Annotated in this window: 13 protein-coding genes; 6 read left to right on the plus strand and 7 right to left on the minus strand. The window is 43.1% G+C overall.

What is annotated here, in order from left to right; translation table 11 throughout:
• Positions 1 to 150: 150 nt before the first annotated feature.
• From Q0788_RS03005 to Q0788_RS03015, 3 genes are all read right to left on the minus strand, one after another.
• Entirely contained in the window at positions 151 to 3,144 is a 2,994-nt protein-coding gene (locus Q0788_RS03005) for a LysM peptidoglycan-binding domain-containing protein (protein WP_298807764.1), read from the minus strand.
• A 244-nt stretch (positions 3,145 to 3,388) separates the two neighbouring features.
• A complete protein-coding gene (locus tag Q0788_RS03010) occupies positions 3,389 to 3,883 on the minus strand; it encodes a hypothetical protein (RefSeq protein ID WP_298807765.1) in 495 nt (164 codons plus the stop codon).
• A 385-nt stretch (positions 3,884 to 4,268) separates the two neighbouring features.
• Entirely contained in the window at positions 4,269 to 5,567 is a 1,299-nt protein-coding gene (locus Q0788_RS03015; protein WP_298808350.1) for a CNNM domain-containing protein, read from the minus strand.
• A 547-nt stretch (positions 5,568 to 6,114) separates the two neighbouring features.
• Here Q0788_RS03015 and yajC point away from each other — a divergent pair.
• The 6 genes from yajC to Q0788_RS03045 all read left to right on the plus strand — a co-directional run bounded on the left by yajC (position 6,115) and on the right by Q0788_RS03045 (position 12,860).
• Positions 6,115 to 6,444, plus strand: a complete 330-nt coding sequence (yajC, locus tag Q0788_RS03020; RefSeq protein ID WP_057759529.1) for a preprotein translocase subunit YajC — start codon at positions 6,115 to 6,117, stop codon at positions 6,442 to 6,444.
• 392 nt (positions 6,445 to 6,836) lie between these two features.
• Complete coding sequence (gene secD, locus Q0788_RS03025) at positions 6,837 to 8,714, plus strand: protein translocase subunit SecD (protein WP_298807766.1); 1,878 nt, start codon at positions 6,837 to 6,839, stop codon at positions 8,712 to 8,714.
• A 9-nt stretch (positions 8,715 to 8,723) separates the two neighbouring features.
• The gene (gene secF / locus Q0788_RS03030; protein ID WP_298807767.1) at positions 8,724 to 9,986 is read left to right on the plus strand and encodes a protein translocase subunit SecF; all 1,263 of its coding nucleotides are present in this window, start codon (positions 8,724 to 8,726) and stop codon (positions 9,984 to 9,986) included.
• 231 nt (positions 9,987 to 10,217) lie between these two features.
• Positions 10,218 to 11,624 carry an MATE family efflux transporter gene (locus Q0788_RS03035; protein WP_298807769.1) on the plus strand — a complete coding sequence of 469 codons (1,407 nt, stop codon included), beginning with the start codon at positions 10,218 to 10,220 and terminating at the stop codon, positions 11,622 to 11,624.
• A 155-nt stretch (positions 11,625 to 11,779) separates the two neighbouring features.
• A complete protein-coding gene (locus tag Q0788_RS03040; protein ID WP_298807770.1) occupies positions 11,780 to 12,511 on the plus strand; it encodes an AzlC family ABC transporter permease in 732 nt (243 codons plus the stop codon).
• Positions 12,501 to 12,860, plus strand: coding sequence for an AzlD domain-containing protein (locus Q0788_RS03045; protein WP_298807771.1), 360 nt, complete (start codon positions 12,501 to 12,503; stop codon positions 12,858 to 12,860). Before Q0788_RS03040 ends, Q0788_RS03045 begins: the two co-directional genes overlap by 11 nt.
• A 119-nt stretch (positions 12,861 to 12,979) precedes the next feature.
• Here the strand turns inward: Q0788_RS03045 and purF are convergent, their stop codons facing one another.
• From purF to Q0788_RS03065, 4 genes are all read right to left on the minus strand, one after another.
• Positions 12,980 to 14,515: an amidophosphoribosyltransferase gene (purF, locus tag Q0788_RS03050; RefSeq protein WP_101205374.1), complete on the minus strand. Its 1,536-nt coding sequence runs from the start codon at positions 14,513 to 14,515 to the stop codon at positions 12,980 to 12,982.
• 236 nt (positions 14,516 to 14,751) lie between these two features.
• Positions 14,752 to 15,249, minus strand: a complete 498-nt coding sequence (locus tag Q0788_RS03055; RefSeq protein ID WP_102090972.1) for a CvpA family protein — start codon at positions 15,247 to 15,249, stop codon at positions 14,752 to 14,754.
• A 30-nt stretch (positions 15,250 to 15,279) separates the two neighbouring features.
• On the minus strand, positions 15,280 to 16,314 hold the full coding sequence (locus Q0788_RS03060; protein ID WP_298807773.1) for a quinone-dependent dihydroorotate dehydrogenase: 1,035 nt from the start codon (positions 16,312 to 16,314) through the stop codon (positions 15,280 to 15,282).
• Between the two features lie 214 nt (positions 16,315 to 16,528).
• Positions 16,529 to 16,930 carry a hypothetical protein gene (locus Q0788_RS03065; protein WP_228707043.1) on the minus strand — a complete coding sequence of 134 codons (402 nt, stop codon included), beginning with the start codon at positions 16,928 to 16,930 and terminating at the stop codon, positions 16,529 to 16,531.
• Positions 16,931 to 17,105: the final 175 nt, after the last annotated feature.

Below are 17,105 nucleotides of genomic sequence, written 5' to 3' on the forward strand. Positions count from 1 at the left end.
CTAAACGGTTCGCAAGCTAAATTTTCACAATAATTTATTCTTATTAAATAAAAAAGCTGCTCTTATAAAGAGCAGCTTTTTTGTGCGATACGTTTCATAGTTAATATTAATGACGTCTTATGTAAACGGTATTCATTAATATTTTATTCATTAACGATTAGGTACAGTCAGACGCTGACCACGCTGCAACATCGTATCAGCGGCGATATTGTTCATATCAGCCAACTCTTGGGTTGATACGCCATATTTACGTGCTAGACCAATCAAGCTATCGCCAGAGCCAACCGTGTAGCTTACTGTCGCTTTTGGTACTTTAAGCGTTTGGCCGCGTTGTAGCTGAGCATTGGTCGCTAGATCGTTGGTCGCCGCCAAGTCCTCTACTGAGATGCCAAACTGACGTGCTAAAGCAATTAGGCCATCACCAGATTTAACTTTGTAGTTTTCAGTATTACCTAATTTCGTACCACTGCTTGCTAAGCTACTACTACTGTTGCTACTAGCAGAGCTGCTGCTTTGACTGCTACTAGATGCACTTGCCACACTGCCGCTCGCAGGGATGGTGATAGTACGGCCCAGTATCAGATTCGAATTGGTATTCAAGTTATTCGCTGATGCCAAATCACTTAAGCCAATATTGTAACGTTTAGCGACACCCGTTAATGTATCACCTGATTTTACTTTGTAGCTGACCGCTTTGTCATTTAACTGACGGTCGACCAATTCTTTAGAAGCAGGAACTTTAATCGTTTGACCACGTTGCAGGCGAGCTTTCGCATCAAAATTGCTATTTACTGCAGCCAGCTCCGTTGCACTCACTCCGATGCTGTTCGCAATACCAATCAGCGTATCACCTGATTTTACTTTGTAATTGGTGGTCGTGACCGAGTTTGAGCTGTTACTACTGCTCGCACTTGTCGTGCTTGCAGCATCGAAATCAACACTGGCTGGCACTTTAAGTGTCTGACCAACATATAGCGAACTTGTGCTGTTGATGCCGTTGAGGCTGGCTAAAGTATCTGTCGACACATTGAATTGACGTGCCAATGCAATTAATCCGTCCCCTGCTTTTACTTTATAATTCTTGGTCGCAGTGCTTGATTTACTCGGCTTGGTAGAAGGAGCGGCAGGTGTTGTCGCAGGTGCAGTCACTTTACCCGGTATGAGCCATAATTTTTGACCTCTGAGCAGATCAGCACGGCTGCTCAGATTATTGTAGCTGGCTAGCTGAGTGACCGATAAGCCAAAACGATTGGCCGTACCGATAAGCGTATCACCACCTTGTACAACATAACTGTCAGGCTGACTAGCGGCTGCGTTGTTAGCAGTACTCAATGGCTCGATAGTCTTGGCATCATATAGATACAATGTGCTGCCAGAGAGCAGATTGGCACTAGCATCTATCTGGTTCCATTCTGCGATATCACGCCAGCTAAGCCCTGCTCGACTCGCAATGTTCGAGAGCGTATCGCCACGTTTTACCGTATAAGTGGTACGTGCGCCTTGTGGTTTTAGCTTACTTACCGAGGTTTTGGCAAAGCTAAGTTTTTTCTCTGCACCACTCGCTTCTAAGATAGACTGCTGTGTCTGTACGGCTGATAGATTAATATTGCCGTCAGCATTGATAACATTGGTCTCAGAAGTGTTTCTACGGATTTGATTAGCAATAAAATCACGCTCTTCTTTGCTAAGCGGTGGCTCTTGGACAATCGTATTATTCTGAGTAATCTGAGCTGAGGTGGTCGGTAAGCTGTTACTGCTCTTAAGCTCAGCATTGATCTTGTTAGTCTCTGCGGTGGTCAGTGGTGGCTCAGTGCGAGCTGAGGAATTACCACTGTATACCGAGCTGCTAGTCGGTGTCGCAGACGGTGAGATATAGCTGGTAGTCTGCTGCGGTACACTTGCGCTAGCGGCATAATCAGCCAATGCACTACCAGTAGACGGCAGTGATGAGGCAGTATATGGTTTATTATTATAGCTTGGCGTAGTCGCTGTCGTGCTTGAGCTACCTGCGTTGCTTGAAGCGAGTACATTGCCTGTACCATTACCTCTGAGCCCACTTAGTTTGGCATCAGCATTGAGGCTGACGTCGTTTGGAATGATGACACGCTGTGGACCTGAAGAATCAACGCGGCCTGATGTCAGTGCAGTGTTTAGACGCTCTAGCTCATCATAGCTAACGCCAGTTAACTGCGATACTTCTGCCAAGCTCACACCATAGTTAACAGGTACACTACGGAAATGCTGACGATTAGCGATAGCTGGTAGATACACACCATACTGCTCAGGCTTAGCAACGATTTCGGCTACAGCCAAGAAACGCGGCACATAGTTCATCGTTTCAGTCGGTAATTGAAGTGACCAATAGTCTGTTGGTAGTCCGCGCGCTGCGTTGGCATCGATTGCTTTCTGTACACGGCCAGGGCCCGCGTTGTAAGCAGCCAATGCTAGCTCCCAACTACCAAACTGGTTGTGCAATGCTGTCAAAAAGTCATAGGCAGCACGTGTCGACTCAATAACATCACGGCGACCATCATAAGTACTGCTTTGATTCAAGCCATAAATACGGCCTGTACTCGGGATAAACTGCCACAAACCCGCGGCTGCCGCACTACTCGTACCACTTGGATCATAAGAGCTTTCGATAACTGGTAACAAGGCAAGCTCTGTTGGGATATTGCGACGCTCTGCCTCTCGTACCGTATGATAGATATAACGACTGGCACGTGCAGTTAGACGATTTAGATAATCCTGTCTACTGGTAAACCAGCTTTTTTGACCTTCAATACGCTGATTATAGATTGGCTTACCACCATTCATGCGGTAGCCTGCGCGTAGACGATTCCACAAATCACCATATTGCTGAATAGCAAGCTGGTTACCTTCTACCATGGTCATGTCAGTGGCTTCTAACAAGTCAGCCAACTCATCCAAACTCTCTGCATCTAAAAACGCAGTTGAGTAGTCTGCACTACCCGTATTAGCCCCTTGATTGGCAGGACTTTTGGTGATGACAGATGAGCTATTGGTCGCACCTTTGTTTTTTACCGCTGATGTATTGCTACACGCACTAATCAGTAAAGTGGATACCGCAAGCGTCAATGGCAACGCAATAAATGAGCGAGAGTGTGATAGCACAGTAGACATGATATTGGAGGTTTCCTAACGACAGAAATTAATAAGATAAAGTTGATGGATAGTATAGTATGCAATGTAAAGCAAAGACTAGCCTAATATAAAAGATAATAATAGACGCTCAAGTAGCCTATAAAACTAAGTAATAACTGTTGAACCAACCAAAACCCTTTATAAGTTAGAATCTCAATCAGTTAGACTAGCTATTGGTTATATGGCTTATTGTATTTTTGAGTCTTGCTTGGTCAATGGCGACTTAATTAATAGCTACCTGAGATACTGCACGTAAGAGCACTGCGTTACCAGTAGATAAGGTCAAGGTCACACGAGATGTAGTGACAAATGATACTTGCTGACCATTTTTTACCCAACTCTCATTGGTCGTCACATTAGCTTTAGCTTGTGAACCAGTAATCACCACATTATCTACCGAAATATCATAGCGATAATTAGACGTATCATTCCAACTGTTTTGAAGCAGCTTTAAGTAGGCATCTTTATCTAAACTGGTAGATTTACCTTTTCTAGATAAAGAAATAAGCGCGTCATCTGACACAAGGCGCGATACCTGATTGATACTTTGGCCATTCGCTGATGCTTTCATTGCGGCGGCATAGTTCTGTACCAAATCTTCGGTCATAGTTGCTGCTTGTGCATTGATACTGATGGTGCTGGCTACTGCTACGATTGCAGTGATGCTGGCGCTTTTCACCAATAGAGCTAATAGCCTATTTCCCAATAATTTTTTCATGATAATCCTTAGCGATATTTTTTTCGTTAGTGTCATATAGTGACGATTAACGCTCTTTTATCATTTATCTTGGCAGTGTATCTGTATAGATATATCTATATAAGTATACTCATATCATATGCCGAGCCTATCATCGAATTCTCACAGCCATGTGACACCCTGTGTAATTATTGCGAATAAAAACCCAAGCTATCAAATCAAATGTTCTTAACATTTTATGCTGTAAATCCTAGCCCAAACAGTTAGATGCTTTGTAGGTCTAGTTTGATAGTCAGCCCATAATGAGCTGACCATTTTTAAACCATCAATCTTTAGAACCGTCAACACTTATGGTTAAGCTATCAACGTTAGAGTTTGGCTTCATTAAGGCATAGTTAAGGCTTCGTTAGGACTTAGGTTCGCTGTTACTATCTTCATACTGCTCATCATCGCTGAGCTTCATACCTAAACGCTCTACCCGTCTGTCCATCATCTGACGAGCCAAGGCTTGCATGTCTTCGACGCGGTCTATCTCATCGACAATCTCGAGACCCAACAATGTCTCAAACACATCTTCTAACGTGACCAAGCCTTTAACTTCACCATATTCGCCGACTGTAATGGCAATATGAATACGGTTTTTTAGCATCAACTCTAACAAGTCAAACAGCTTCATTTTAGAGAAAACAAAGGTGATGTCACGCTGAAATTGCGTCAACGGCTTATGCATAGCATGGTTAACTTTAGCCAGTAGCATGTCGGTTTTTAGGACAAAGCCAGTAATGTTATCCAAGTCACCATCGTAGATCGGCAAGCGAGAAAACGTCAGCTTTGGACGATCAACCAATAGCTCAGCAACAGTTTTATTCTCTTCGAATGCGAGCATCACTGAGCGCGGTGTCATGATGTCTTCGACTTTAATCGCGCCAAACGCGAGCAAGTTACGAATGATACGTGACTCTAGTGGGTCAATTTGACCTGATTCTTCACCGATACTAGCAAGAGCAGCAAACTCACGGCGACTAAATGTTTGCGGCTCTTTACCGCGTACCAATAGTTTCGTCAGACGCTCTGAGAACCAGATTAACGGGTATAGCAGCAGGATGATGCCACGAACGAAATAAGCAACCAAGCCACTTAGCTGACGCCAGTAAACTGTACCTAGTGTTTTTGGGATAATTTCAGATAAGAATAAAATGGCAAGCGTCATGAGGGCCGAAAACAGACCAAACCACGCACTACCAAAGACGATCGTGGCCTGTGCACCTGCACCGATAGAGCCAAGTGTATGGGCAACGGTATTTAACGTTAAAATAGCAGCTAGCGACTGATCAATATTATCCACTTTAAGGCTTTTAAGCATTTCTGCTTTTTTTGGACTGGTTTCTTGCACATCCGCAATAAACGATGGCGTCATGCTCAGCAGAACAGATTCTGCTAATGAACAGACGAAAGAGACACCAATAGCGAGTAAGACAAAAAATATCAATAAAGAAACGCTAAGCGCAGTTGGTGCTGCCGCCTCGCTGGATGTTGATACAGCACCAGCTGCCCACACTGCCTGCGGTAGCATAAGAATTGCTAATACAGATAGTGCCGAAAAAGAAGTATAACCAAATCGAGAACTAGTAGTCATTCTCGGGGGAGGTTCTGCAGATGCGTCTTTACGATGAGCGCGCGGACGACATAAACGAGGTACAAACATAAAAGTGGTGAACAAGTTAGGTAACCTAAAAAGAGAAAAAGGAAGATAATATTATGAGTAATTTATATCGATTTTCAGATTGCTATCAATAAAGTAATAAAAGACATCTGTCTATCGTATAAATAGTTACTCAAAGCTGATTTAATCGCTATTTCAAAGCCATACTATGCTTCAATAAGCCGTAATATGGTTCAATATGTAGCATACTAAATACAGGCAATCATTGCCATTTGATAGTAGCATTGATGATACCATTTCACAATAAGTCACCATTTTTAAGTTTTTGTTTTTTGATGACTTTTATTACCCTACTATTAACAGTTGTATGACGACATCTTTACCAGCCAATTCATGACAGTTATTTAGCCTGAGGCTTTATATAGATTATCTGAATATAGTAAAAACATTGTTGTCCTACCCGTTGGCTGGTAGTATGCCTTACGTTAAGAAAAACACGCTCAGCCTATGATTAACAGTTACCAAGTCTGGGATTTTTTGTTACTATGCGTCTAATTTTATTATTGTCTATGACTTACTGAGAGATATTATGAGCTTATTTATTCAAGCTGCCCATGCTGCACCAGAGACTGCAGGTGCTGCAGGTCTATTTGGTCAGATTTTACTGCCTGTTGCGTTTTTTGCGATTTTTTACTTCTTGGTCATTCGCCCGCAGTCTAAGCGTACCAAAGAACATCGTGCCATGGTTAACGCATTGACCGTTGGTAGTGAAATTATTTTCGCTGGTGGTTTAATGGGTCGTATCAAAGCAATCGAAGGCGATTATGCCGTTGTGAGCCTAAACAACAATACTGACGTAAAAGTACAACGTGCTTCTGTTATTTCAGTATTGCCTGCTGGTACGATCGAAAGCGTCTAATTAGAATGTTCACTAGCTTTTATTAGTGAAAATTTATTAGTGAACATTCGATAGTCGTCACATTAACGAATGTAATGACTAAAAAATGACCGTATATGATTTACGGTCATTTTTCGCTATTAACACAGTAAGGTAAAATTGCTATATAAATTAGGCTTACCGTTTAGATGTCCTATCTTTATCCAATCTAGCCATATGATTTTTGGTGACCAGATAAACAGACATCTGTATTATTTGCTTTACTGTTTTATGCGTTACTATCATCGCGGATGATCGCAATGGTGCATGATGACGGCTGCTGAACATAGCACTCGACCGTTGCTATCGCTAACTTCCCATCTGCTAACTTGTGGCCTACGTCGCCAGTCGTTTATCAACTTAAAGAAGTGATTATGCAATATCCCGCTTGGAAATACTTACTAATTGCCGTCGTGCTACTCGTTGCCGGTCTATATGCTGCCCCCAACCTTTACCCTGACGAACCTGCTGTGCAGATTACGAGCGCAGCCGCAGGAACTCAGCTATCTGAAGGCATCTTAACTGAGTCTCAAAGCTTACTCGAAGAGGCAGATCTAGATAACCACGATGGTACGTTTGAGGGCAACAGCGCGCTGGTACGCCTCAACAACCCAGTCGATCAGCTAAAAGCGCAAGAAGTGCTACGTCAAAACTTGGGCGAAGACTATGTTGTTGCCCTTAACCTAGCACAGACGACCCCGCAGTGGCTACGCGATATCGGTGCAAGACCGATGAAGCTTGGTCTCGATTTACGTGGTGGTGTACGCTTTGTACTCGAAGTCGATATGGACAAGGCGCTTGAACAGCGTTTGACCAGTGCCAGTCGTGATATGCGACGTGAGCTACGTGCTGAGCGAGTAGCAATCAAAGGTATCAAAACCGAAGATCGCGGCGTGGTATTGCATTTTGCTGATACTGATACTCGTAACCGTGCCCAAAACGTATTACAAGGCTCAATGAGCAATACGTTTAACTTGCAGTCTTCTATTGATGATCAAGGTCCTGCATTGGTCTTATCGTATAACGATGCGACACTTGACGAAATCAATAGCTACGCGGTCAACCAGAACTTAACGACTCTACGTAACCGTATTGCTGAGCTGGGTGTTACCGAAGCTTTGGTACAGTCGCAAGGTGCTAGCCGTATCGTCGTTGAGCTACCTGGTGTACAAGATACTGCTGAAGCGAAACGTGTACTTGGTCGTACTGCAAACCTTGAGTTTCGTATGGTGGCAGAAGATGCCGATACCTATACTGGTGGCATACCACCAGCAGGCACAGAAGCATTCCCATTCGAAACACTCGATGGCCCGCCTGTATTGTTAGATCGTCAAGCGATCGTCACAGGGGACAAAGTAACCAATGCGCAAACTGGCTTGGATGAAAGTGGTCTACCTGAAGTAAGTATTACCTTGGACAGTGCTGGCGGCAAGCTCATGCAGAACGCCACACGTACAGCGGTTGGTCAACAGATGGCTGTATTGTTCATTGAAAACAAGCAAAGAATCACTTACGAAGAAGATCCAGCCACTGGTGAGACGACTGAAGTACGCACACCTTACGCTGAAACCAAAGTCATCAACCGCGCCAACATTCAAGCGGTACTGGGTTCATCATTCCGTATTACTGGTCTAGATAGTAGTGCTGAAGCAGCTGAGCTTGCGCTATTGCTACGCTCGGGCGCACTTGCTGCACCGATGTACTTCGTAGAAGAGCGCACTATTGGTCCTTCACTCGGTCAAGAAAACATTGATAAAGGGTTATTCTCTACGCAGGTCGGCTATCTATTAGTCTTCGCGTTCATGATTATCTTCTATCGTCTGTTCGGTGTGATTGCTAACGTTGCGCTAGCCGTTAACGTTATTATTATCATTGCGATTATGTCAATTTTGGGTTCATCACTTACCTTACCGGGTATCGCAGGTATCGTTTTGACCATCGGTATGGCAGTTGATGCCAACGTACTGATTTTTGAGCGAATACGAGAAGAGATTACCAACGGTGTCCGGCCAAAATCAGCCATTGTGGCAGGTTTCGATCGCGCATTTAGCAGTATTTTTGATGCCAACATTACAACCTTATTGGTCGCGTTTATCCTATTTGCGATTGGTACTGGTCCGATTAAAGGCTTTGCGATTACGCTAGCTATTGGTATTGTCAGCTCGCTATTCACTGCAATCTTGGTGACACGTGCACTGGTACAAATTGCTTATGGTAAGCGTAAATCCATCAAAAGTCTGAGCATCGGTTAGGAGAATATTATGGCGATCGATAATAACAACCCTTTAGAACAGCAGAATAATCCTGATCGAAATGGCTCAAACGGTGACATGACCAATGCAAGTACGCGTCGCCGTAACAAACCGCGTCGTGATGGTAAAGGTAGCAATACTAAAACCAATAACCCTACTACCGCAAAGTCAGGCAAAAGCTCTAGTCATCGCGGTGGTAAAGGTCAAAATGCCAAAGACAGTCAAGCACTGTCTACCGCTGTTGATTCTGACGTAATATCAGGTGACGCTGCTGATGATGCCGCAGCTGTCGCTGAAGGTGGCATCAAAGCGGTTGGTAACCAGCGTATCATTCCATTTATGAAGATAGAAAAGCCGATGGCACTACTATCTTTATTTATGGTAATCGGTAGTATCATTGCTATCGCGGTAAATGGTCTGAACTTAGGTCTTGATTTTACTGGTGGTGTCTCAGCAGACGTGCGTTATGAGCAGCCTGTTGAGCAAGTTGCTGTTGTACAAGCACTGGCAGATAATGGCTTTGATGATGCGGTTGTACAGTATCTAGGTACTCGTGAAGAGCTATTAGTACGTTTGCCTCCTCAGTCTGATAACGTTGATGGGCTAAGCGCAAATCTGACGCAAGCATTGGCACTACCTAGCAATACCGCTACGATTAGCAACGTCAATATCATTGGTAGCCAAGTTGGTAATGAGGTTTATCTAAACTCAGTCATGGCATTGGTATTGGCACTGGTATGTATGCTTGGCTATGTTGCCCTACGCTTCCAGTTCAAATTGTCTCTAGGTGCTGTACTGTCACTATTTCATGATGCTGTCGTAACCATCGGTGTATTTGCACTATTCGGCTTCCCATTTGACTTAACGGTATTGGCTGCGGTATTGGCATTGATTGGTTATTCATTGAACGATACCATCGTTGTCTATGACCGTATTCGTGAAAACTTCCGCCGTGTTCGCGGAATTACGCCAGAACAGACGATTGATTTGTCATTGACCGAGACGCTACGCCGTACGATTATGACCATCTCAACTGTTCTATTGGTCGTACTAGCCATGCTCTTCTTGGGCGGTGATGGATTATACTGGTTCTCAGTAGCTCTGTTTATTGGTTTGCTTGCGGGTACTTACTCATCGACTTATATTGCCAGTTCGATTCCGCTGCGCATGGGTCTATCGCGTGATGACTTTATCGTAAAAGTGAAACCAGAGTTTGAAGAAGAAATCGTTACTTTCAACGATCCAAAAATGTTTGAGCAAGACAACGTTTAGTAAGGTATATTAGATAAATTAATACGTTGAACTAGCGTGTTATCACATTCTATATAATTACTGATTGCACAGCTACAACGTTTAAATAAGAGCACCTGACTCATGAATAATGAGTCTAGGTGCTTTTGTCTTTATAGCTATTTTGTCTCTTATATTAAATGTACTGCCTTACGAGTCTATTATCATTTAACGAACACACCTCTTTATCGTTCACGTATAAACGAGTCACCCATGTCAGCTAATTCAGCAACTTCTCAAGCGATGCCACCTATTGACACAAGCTATAAGCGTATTGTCGCGATTGCATTGCCTGTGCTACTCGCCAATTTGGCTATGCCATTGCAGAGCGTTATTGATACGGCCATTGTCGGCAATATGAATGACACAGCGAAACTTGCTGGCATGGGTTTGGCCATACAGCTGCTATCGCTATTGCTTGTTAGCTTTAACTTTTTGCAGTATGCATCATCTGGACTTGCTGCGCAGGCATTGGGACAACTGGCTAATAATACTAGCAATACACCAACCTTATCAGTGCCCATGCCTTTGCTGTCTATCTTACAACGCGCGTTACTATTGGCGTTTGTTATTGGAGCAATATTGCTACTCGCAAAACCATGGCTGATTGATTTTGGCTTAAAAGCACTGTCAGCCAATCCTGAAAGTGGACGCGCAGCAAAAACCTACTTAGACGTACGCTTTTGGGGCGTGATCGCGGAGCTGATGAATTTTGCATTTATTGGTTGGTTTGCAGGACAAGGTAAGACACGTTATATGCTTTACCAGCAGGGTTTTATTGCCGTACTTAATATCGTACTGACTCTGTTTTTTGTATTTGCAATGCAGATGGGATTAGCTGGTGTCGCACTAGGAACGACTATTGCATTTTGGTTTGGAATACTGATGGCATTATGGTTGAGCCTCAAACATTTAAAAATATCGTGGCCTGTATTATTCAAAGCGGATCGTCAGTATTTTACGAAAGAAAAGATGCTTAGGCTATTTTCTTTAAACAAAGATATTTTTGTACGTACTCTTATTTTAACGCTGAGCTTTGCTTGGATTACTCGACTATCTGCCCAAAGCGGTGACGTCATACTGGCTGCTAACGCTATTTTATTGCAAGTATTAAGCATATCTGCCTTCGCTTTAGATGGCGTTGCTGTCTCTGCTGAAACGCTGAGTGGGCAAGCTGCAGGGCGACGTGACTGGCCACGTTTTCGTATTATTGTGAAGCGTACAGGCATAGTTAGTTATGGTCTTGCTATCATGTTGAGCGCCATCTGGTGGCTTGCGATGCCTACGTATTTAGTATTTATGACAAATATTGAGTCGGTGTTTGCCCTCGCCTATAACTACCATTTATATGCTGTATTATTGCCTCTTGTCGGTGTTGGTGCCTACTGGCTAGATGGGATATTTTTTGGTTTAACGGCTGGTAGCGTGATCCGTAATGCGGCGCTGATACTGGCTGCTATTTTCTTCCCGTTAAGCTGGTTGCTCTATCAGCAATGGGATATGACTGGTATTTGGCTTAGCGTGTGGTGTCTATTATTATTGAGACTAGTTATTCTAGGTGGGTTTTTATACCGTGCCAATCAGACTGGCAGTTATGAAAAACTACAACCTGAAGCTTAGTTAATTTTATACTATGTTTACTCTATCAATTTTCGATAAATCATTTTTATTAAGCTCGTTTTTCATTTTTTAATTTTGCAGCAATACAGTTTGAATTAATAATTTTTATATCGATAGATTTATAAAAATATCATAAGAAAAATTTAGGATATCGTGTGAATACTCATTCAAATGAATTAAGCCATCAACATGAAAACCGCTATCAATGGGCTGAGGGCTTTAAGAAAAGCTTGCCAGTTGCTATGGGATATCTGCCTGCCGGTATTGCCTTTGGTGTACTCGCACAGGTAGCAGGTATCCCGATATGGGGAACGATTATGCTCAGTATCGTTCTCTATGCTGGTGCAGCTCAGTACGCTTGTCTGCCAATGCTGAGCGCGGGCCTACCGATTGGCAATATCGCCACCAATATTGCCGCGATTAATCTACGTCATGTATTCTACGGTATGCCGTTATTACAGTATCTACCAAAAAATAAGCTGGCCAAGACGTATTGTCTGTTTGCCTTGACCGACGAGACTTTTTCAATCATGACCAGCTTGCCAAATGAGTCGCGACGAGCGCTGATACTTCCTATCAGCCTATTTAACCAAAGCTGGTGGGTACTCGCGAGTACGGTTGGCGTAATGATTGGCAGTACGCTCAGTGACTTAGTGCCAAATTTAGATTTTGCGTTGGTTTGTCTGTTTGCAATTCTCGCGTATGAGCAATTTCAAAGTATCAAACGCTACTTCCCGATTGGTATTGCCGTCCTTGGCTTAATCATTGCTTCGCTATTTACCAGTGACTGGTTGCTACTAGTAGCCATCACTATCTGTATGTTTATGATCTTGGTACGTGGGTTTTGGATAGAGCGTCAAAAGACGGGAGACTCTTATGACCAGTAGTTATCTTATTTTTGCTACGCTTGCTATGGCAGCAGTGACCTTTATCACTCGTGCGCTACCCGCACTGATACCTAGAAAGCTGCTCGATACACCTTGGCTACATCGATTAAATGAGAGTTTGCCATTATCAGTGATGGTGCTGCTTATTTTGACTAGCCTCTCCTATCAAGACCTATCGACGACTGTTGCTTTCAGCGATACCGAATTACATCTATTAATGGCACAAATCGGCGCACTTATTTTGGTATTGTTTATTTATCATATCAGCCGTCAACTTTTGGTCAGTATGGTTGTCGGTATCGCAGCAATTAATGGTCTATTTTGGTTATTTAACAGTTTTTTAGGCTAAAACTGTTTCGCCCATTTACGTAAACGTCAGTACCCTTAGCTATATTTTAAACATAAAAAAGCTAGATTCTATTTAGAATCTAGCTTTTTGTTATCTGGAAACAATGGCTTTAGCTTAGCTTAAAGCTCTTCCACACCCATCATATCAACTGGAGTATCAGCTACTATTTGTACGCCTTTTTTACCAGTTTTGGCAGTATCATTACGCTGCTCTTGCAGGTGATCAAGATACGCTTCATTGATCTGACCAGTGATGTAGCAGCCGTTAAATACCGCACAATCAAAACCTTCCACTCGGCTATGCTTAGTATCTTTTACTGCGTCAATCAAATCATCCAAATCTTGGAAAATTAAGCGATCGGCGCCAATGATATCACGTACTTCTTCAACGCTATTACCCGAAGCAATAAGCTCGCTACGTACTGGCATATCAATGCCGTATACGTTTGGAAATTTCACTGGTGGCGCAGCACTGGCAAAAAACACCTTGTTAGCACCAGCATCTCGTGCCATTTGAATGATTTCATGACAAGTCGTACCACGAACGATAGAGTCATCAACCAACAGTACGTTTTTGCCTTTGAACTCTAGCGGCACAGCGCTCAGCTTTTGGCGAACTGATTTTTTGCGCTGCTGCTGACCTGGCATAATAAACGTACGACCGATGTATCGGTTTTTCATAAACCCTTCACGGTACTTGACGTTCATTTTTAGCGCTAGCTCCATCGCTGAAGTACGCGATGTATCTGGAATTGGAATGACCACATCGATATCGTGGTCCTCACCCCATTCAGCAAGGATTTTGTCTGCCAGTTTTTCACCCATACGTAGACGCGATTTATAAACTGAGATATTGTCCATAATTGAATCTGGACGAGCAAAGTAAACATATTCAAAGATACAAGGCGTGTATTCTTTTTGCTCGACGCACTGATGCGTATGCAGCTTATGGTTCAAATCAATGAAAATTGCTTCGCCTGGTTTTACATCACGAACGATAGTAAAGCCAGAACCTGTCAATGCAACTGATTCAGAGGCAACCATATACTCAGTGCCGCCATTCGGTGCCATACGCTTACCAAAGATAAGTGGACGGATACCGTTTGGATCACGGAATGCAAGTAAGCCATGACCAGTGATCAGAGCGACAACGCCATAAGCGCCTTCACAGCGTTTATAGACGGCTTTTACTGCTTCAAAGATATCATCAGCCGTTGGATGTGTTTTACCTAGATTCTGCATCTCATGTGCCAGTACGTTTAACAGTACTTCAGAATCTGAGTCAGTATTAAGGTGGCGACGATCTTCGATGTACAAAGATTTGGCCAAACTCTCAGCATTGGTCAAGTTACCATTGTGCGCAAGGGTAATACCATATGGTGAGTTGACATAAAATGGCTGAGCTTCAGCGCTGCTAGAAGTACCAGCTGTCGGGTAACGAACGTGACCGATACCGAACTTACCAACCAGTTTCATCATATGACGATTCATAAATACGTCACGTACCATGCCATTTTCTTTACGTAGATAGAGTCGCCCATCTTGCAAAGTGACAATACCTGCTGCATCTTGCCCGCGATGCTGTAGCATCGTCAAACCGTCATAAAGAATCTGATTGACTGGTTCGTGAGCTGCAACTCCAATGACTCCACACATAATAGCTATATCCTATTTTGACTCATACATTAGTACGACAATAACGGCAAAATTAACGACAGTATATTGCTAAAATCATTCACTGTCGCACGCCGCTAACCTGATGATATTGTAAGAAACTTAACGAGATTTTTCGATAATCTATGTTTGATTATCAGTGACACGTGCAAACATTTAGAAGTATAAAAAGAAGTAAAATAATGGACAGTTAGATAAAATAATAGGCAATTCAACAATTACGACTGATTGACCTGATCCCACGCCATGCCCAATACGTCTGATACCAACGCCTTGCCCATCGGTGCATATGGCATTAGCTCAGGCGCTAGTACGGAGGTTTGCCACTGCGGCATCTGTACTAGCAATGGCGCACTGACGCTCAGTACAACCAAAACCATTAATACGTTTTTGGCAGCACCCAGTACGCCGCCTGCCATTTTGTCCAAGACGCCCAAACGTAAGGTTTTGAGTACGCCTGAGAACACAAACGCCATCAGATGCATGACTGCTAATATCGCAATCACTACCAATAAAAAAGCCATAGCCATCTGTAACACAGGGTTTTGTACGATACCCGTCAATTGGGGCGACACTACTCCTGCCAGCCTAGTAGCAGCGATAAGGGCGATAAACCAACCTACCAAGCCTATTGCTGTTTTAATCAGTCCTACTTGAAAGCCGCGCCATAAGCCAATCAAGACAACAATAGCAATCACAATATCTAAACCACTCATGCTTTACGCCTTATTACCTTATTTATTGGATTAGCTTTCCATGGCATCGTAATAGCCACCGATTGCCTGAATGCAAGACTGCACCAGCCCAGGACCACGATAAATAAGCCCCGTATAGAGCTGTACCATGTCTGCGCCTGCTTCGATTTTTTTGACGGCTTTAGCACCACTATCGATACCGCCTACGCCTATCAAAGCGACTTTACCATCTAACTGATCAGAGAACTGTTGCAAAATCTGAGTACTAATATGACTCACAGGACGACCAGATAAGCCGCCCATTTGGTCGCCATCACGCAAGTCTTCGACACCGACGCGGCTCAATGTCGTATTGGTCGCAATCAAACCATCAATCTCAAAGTCTATTAATTGCTGCGAGATATAATCAACTTGTAATGGCTCTAAATCTGGAGCAACCTTAAGCACTAATGGGACATAGAAACCATATTCAGTAGCCAACTGACTGTGACGGTTTTTAATCGTATCCATCAGCTGAGTCAGCGCTTCACCACTTTGCAAATCACGTAAGTTTTTGGTGTTTGGCGATGAGATGTTGACCGTAATATATGAGGCATGCGGATACACACGCTCTAAGCAATACACATAATCATCGGCGGCTTGCTCTACCGGCGTATCGGCATTTTTACCAATATTGATACCGATATTGCCTTTATATTTGCAACGTTTAACATTGTCGATTAGATAATCAACGCCTTCATTGTTAAAGCCCATACGATTGATAATCGCGTCTGCTTGCTTGATTCTAAACAGTCTTGGCTTGTCGTTGCCTACTTGCGGTCTTGGCGTGACGGTTCCTACCTCTATAAAACCAAACCCTAACTCAGCCAGCGCGTCAATATAATCGCCGTTTTTGTCCAAGCCTGCTGCCAGACCAACTGGGTTAGAAAACTGCAAACCCATACAGTCTGTTGGTTGCATTGACTGACCGTACGCCAAGCCTAAAACACGCGCTTTATGCGCTTTATCCAATAAAAATAGCGTCATCTCATGGGCGTGTTCGGGATCCATATTAAACAAAAAAGGACGAAGTAAGGCATAAGACATAGTGATGGCAGACCCTGCTTGGAAGAAATAGTGAATAAAAAATGCGAATGAAATCGGGCGCAGCGATTATATCAGCTTAACAGAAATAAGAGCAAAGTTTCAGTCGCTAAATTTCTACATTTAAGCAGTAACCAATACTGATGAATCTCTACTAAATAACAATAAATTGCCGTTTTCTAAGCTAAAGACATAGCACAAAGGTACTCTTAAACATCTACGGTACTGGACGTCCATCAGTCAACGCAATCCAACCACGTATAATGCGATATAAATGCCAGATAAAGGTAAAGGTCATAATCAGCAAACCAAGCCCAGCCAATAATATTGAGCCAATAGCGATATTGCCACTATCCGCCAATACGCTAACGCCAAAGCCGCCTAATGCAAAGGTAATCAAAATAATGCCAATGACGAACCAAACGATACTGTACCAAAAGGTCTTGATTTGCCAGTCAAAATGCGTGGCCAACCATGACCCACTAGCATCATGGCGCTTAGCATAGTTCATGACAATCGGCACAATCCACAGTAAACCCGCAGTAAAGTAGCTGATCACATATAAGAAATAAGTGATGTGGTTATAAGTAATTAACGAACGGCGCTTATCGTTGCTCATACTGTCCCGCATTATGTGAGGTTTTCCTTACTGGTAATATTTTTGTTCAATAGTCATATGATTAACTATTTAATGGAGCCGGATAAATGGCTTTTCAATGATACCAACGATAAAGCAGTATTCTGCTGTCTAATATCGAGTGTCGAGTAAAAAGCACACAGTGATATAAGTATCT

This window comes from uncultured Psychrobacter sp. (assembly GCF_947500265.1).
Taxonomy (GTDB): Bacteria; Pseudomonadota; Gammaproteobacteria; order Pseudomonadales; family Moraxellaceae; genus Psychrobacter.